General features: G+C 57.6%; 2 protein-coding genes. One reads left to right on the top strand and one right to left on the bottom strand.

Annotation, left to right across the window (positions count from 1 at the left end):
* Positions 1-75: 75 nt before the first annotated feature.
* Complete coding sequence (locus HQL63_15855) at positions 76-1494, bottom strand: UDP-N-acetylmuramate--L-alanine ligase (protein MBF0178298.1); 1419 nt, start codon at positions 1492-1494, stop codon at positions 76-78.
* A gap of 276 nt (positions 1495-1770) precedes the next feature.
* Between HQL63_15855 and HQL63_15850 the strand changes: the two genes are divergently transcribed.
* On the top strand, positions 1771-4287 hold the full coding sequence (locus HQL63_15850; GenBank protein MBF0178297.1) for a glycogen/starch/alpha-glucan phosphorylase: 2517 nt from the start codon (positions 1771-1773) through the stop codon (positions 4285-4287).
* Positions 4288-4410: the final 123 nt, after the last annotated feature.

Below are 4410 nucleotides of genomic sequence, written 5' to 3'. Positions count from 1 at the left end.
CGCAAGGGCTCTGCCCTTGACCCGCAAGGGAGCCAGCCCCCTGGACCCCGATTCGCAGGCCCGTCCCGATGGCAATCAAGAACAACCCACGGGGGCCTTGGCAAAGGAACGCGCCCGCTGGGTGATATTGCCAGCTCCCAGAAAAACCACGATATCACCTGGTTGCAAACAAGCCTGCAAGGCTGAAATCCACTCCGCCCCCCCCGGCAAAGGTTGCGTGCGCGTCCGGCTGGCCTCCTGGATGGCCTGCATCAGAAGCTCCTGACCCCGCTCGCCCAAAGGGGGATCGGCAGGGGGTGTTTCACCCGCCGGATAGATGTGGTCAACCAAAACCAGATCCGTGTCGGCAAAACTGGCGGCAAACGCCTGGAAATGATCCCGGACCCGGGTATACCGATGGGGCTGGAACGCCACCACCAGCCGCCGCTCCCGGCCAAATCCGGCCCGTACCGCCGCCAGGGTGGCCTGGATTTCCACTGGATGATGGCCATAGTCGTCGATCACCACCCGCTCCGGAGTGTTCAACAACAGGTCAAAACGCCTCTGCACCCCCTTGAAATGGGCCAGGGTCCGGGTGACCGACGCCCAGGGAATATCCAACTCCCGGGCCACGGCAATGGCGGCCAGGGTGTTGGTCACGTTGTGCAACCCGGGCAACGAAAGGGAGACACTCCCCCAATCAACCGGCTTGCCGTGGGGCTCTACCATCACCTCAACCCGAAACCGGGTTTGCACCCCCTCCTGAGTGATGTCTACGGCACGAATGTCCGCCCCCGGCGACAATCCGTAGGTAACAACCCGCTTGTCACTCAGATCCGGCAACATGGCTTCGACTTCGGGGTGATCACGACACAGAATGATCAGGCCATAGAAGGGAACCTTGGCCACAAACTCCCGATAGGCCAGGCGCACAGCGGCAAAGTCGCCATAATGTTCCATGTGCTCTGGATCCATATTGGTGACAACGGCCATGGTGGGGAAAAGCTTCAGGAAAGATCCATCCGACTCGTCCGCCTCGGTGACCAGAAACTCGCCCCGCCCCAGGTAGGCATTGCTGCCCAGGGATTTGACGATGCCGCCATTGACCACCGTCGGATCCATGCCCGCCTCGCCCAGAAGGGTGGCAATCAAGGATGTGGTGGTGGTCTTGCCATGCGTACCGGCAATGGCGATGCTGTACTTGAACCGCATCAACTCGGCCAGCATCTCCGCCCGGGGCACAACCGGAATACGCCGCGCCCGGGCCTCCATCACTTCGGGATTGTCCGCCGTGACGGCTGACGAATAGATCACGGCATGGGCATCCCCCACCTGGCCGGTCGCGTGTCCCAGGTGAATACTGGCTCCCAGGTTGCGCAGGCGCAAGACATTGGCATTTTCCGCCACATCCGAACCGGAAACCACGTAGCCCAGGTTGATGAGAACCTCGGCAATGCCGCTCATGCCGATGCCGCCAATGCCAACAAAATGCAACCGATTGATTTTTTCATACATGGTGAATAAACCGCCTGATTCCGGAAGCCCCTCAAGGCTCTTGAGGTGGAGGCATGATCAAGGCCTACCATATTGGATTGTTATGTGCGAGAATGCCTTGGGTCCGGTTTGTTATCACGCATGTCTGCAACAGTCAATGCAAACTGGTGCATGAATATCAGATGACCGGTAACGGTCGTCATGATGCCTTAATCCTTTGTTATGAAAGCTGTATTAAATTTTTTATATCAGGCCTGAACCCTGTCGATTTACGACGCCCAACGACCTGGAGAGAGCATGGAAGATCTGCATAAAGACCTGTGCCTGGTCCTCGATTGCCAGGACCAAGCCCCCTGGAATGTGGAAACCCTGAAGAAAAACATTCTGCACTTCATGGTTCATATGGTTGGGAAGGATCCCGGCCTGGCCAACCAAAGGGACTGGTACAAGTCTGTCATCTACCTCTTGCGAGCCATCCTGTATGAGCGCAAGGTCAAGATGGAACGCACCCTTCTGGCAACCCGGGGTCGGCGAGTCTACTATCTCTCCATGGAGTACCTGATTGGCCGCAACCTTCGCCGCACCCTGATCGATCTGGATCTCCAGGATGCCATCGCCCAGGCCCTGAACTCCTGTGGAACGTCCCTGGAAGCCGTGGTCGACCAGGAACTCGACCCCGCTCTGGGTAACGGCGGCCTGGGTCGCCTGGCTGCCTGTATTCTCGACTCCATGGCCACGCTGGGCTACCCCGGCATTGGCTACGGCATCCGCTACGAGTTCGGCATGTTTACCCAACGCATCGAACAGGGAGAACAGGTCGAACAACCCGAAGATTGGCTGGAATTGGGCAACCCCTGGGAAACCGAACGCCACAGCGTCCGTTATACCGTGCGCTTCGGAGGCCGGGTCATCAGCTTCCGCGATGAAAAAGGCCAGGAAGTCATCCAGTGGGTTGATACCAGCGATGTCATCGCCGTTGCCTTCGATATTCCCCTGACCGGCTTCCGTACCCCAACCATGACCCATCTGCGGCTCTGGTCGGCCCGGGCGTCACATGACTTCGACTTCCGCTTCTTCAATGAAGGCAACTATATCGATGCCGTCAAAGACAAGATCGATTCGGAAAATCTCTCCAAGGTGCTCTATCCGAACGACAACACCCTCATGGGTCAGGAGCTGCGCCTGAAACAGGAGTACTTCTTCGTCAGCGCCTCCCTCCAGGATATCCTGCGCAAATTTTTCCTGTCCGAAAAAGATATACGCAAGCTTCCGGATCAGGTGGCCATCCACCTGAACGATACCCACCCCTCGCTGGCCGTGGTGGAGCTGACCCGCATCCTGATGGATCACTACAAGCTCACCCTGGAAGAGGCCTGGGATATCACCCGGCGTACCTACTCCTACACCAACCATACCCTGCTTCCCGAGGCCCTGGAGTCCTGGCCCATCGATATCCTGGGCAAAATTCTCCCCAGACACCTGGATATCCTGTACCAGGTCAACCACCAACACATGACAGCCGTCAAATACCAATTCCCGGGCGATCCAAAAATGTTGGGGCGGGTCTCCCTCTTCGACGACCACAGCCGCCGGGTCCGCATGGCCAATCTCTCCGTAATCGGCAGCAAAAAAGTCAACGGCGTCGCCAAACTGCATACGCAGCTCATGCAAACATCCTTCTTCGCCGACTTCAGCCGCATGGACCCGGGCAAGTTTGAAAATGTCACCAACGGCATCACCCAGCACCGTTGGCTGCTGCAATCAAATCCCGAGCTGGCCGCCTTCATCAGCCAACACCTGGGCGAAGGGTGGATCACCGATCTGACACAACTCCGCGCCCTGACATCCCATCTTGAAAATTCAGAATTTCGTCAGAAATTCATGAATATAAAGAAAAACAACAAAATCCGTCTGGCCCACCTGGTGGCCGAACGGGTCGGCGTGCGGCTCGATCCGTCCGCCATGTTCGACGTGCAGGTCAAACGCATCCACGAATACAAACGCCAGCTCCTCAACGTGCTGCATGTCATCACCCGTTACGTCCGCATCCGCAACGGGCAACTCGCCGACCCGGTCTCCCGGGCCATCATCATTGGCGGCAAGGCGGCTCCCGGTTATCACATGGCCAAATTGATCATCCGCCTGATTGTGGAAGTGGCCAAAGTGATCAACAACGACCCCATGGTCCGGGATCGCTTGAAACTGGTCTTCCTGCCCAATTACAACGTCTCCGCTGCCGAAACCATCATCCCGGGCAGCGACCTCTCCGAGCAAATTTCCACTCCCGGTACCGAAGCTTCGGGCACAGGCAACATGAAACTGGCCCTGAATGGCGCCCTGACCATCGGCACGCTCGACGGGGCCAATATCGAAATCCTGCGCGAAGTCGGCGACGACAATATCTTCATCTTCGGCATGACCGCCGATGAAGTCCAGGCCCTGCGCCAAAGAGGCTATAATCCCGCCCAATACTACGAAGAAAACCGGGAACTGCATCAGGTGCTGAATATGATTCGGGATGGCTACTTCTGCCCCGATGACCCCCACCGCTACACCCCCATCTTCGACGCCCTGGTACGCGGCGGTGACCATTTCATGCTCCTGGGCGACTACGAAGCCTATGTGGCCTGCCAGGATAAAATCGATGGCGTCTACCAGAATCAAGATGCCTGGGGCCGCAAAGCCATCATCAATACCGCCAATATGGGGTACTTCTCCATCGATCGGACCGTGCGAACCTACGCAGAAAAAATCTGGCTGGTGGAACCAACCAAGGTTCCACCCTCCAGCCGGATGGGCCATACCAAAATCTGAAGGGGTCGTTCGGAGCCTTTCTGAATCGGAGCCTTTCTGAAAATGTTTGAAATATGAAAGACTTTGTCGGGGCTCCGCCCCGAACCCCGCCAGGAGGAAGGGCGCAGCCCTTCCTCCTGGACC

This window comes from Magnetococcales bacterium, assembly GCA_015231175.1.
Taxonomy (GTDB): Bacteria; Pseudomonadota; Magnetococcia; order Magnetococcales; family DC0425bin3; genus HA3dbin3.
Note: the sequence above shows the minus strand (reverse complement) of the source record. Positions and strands in the feature narration are given on the sequence as shown.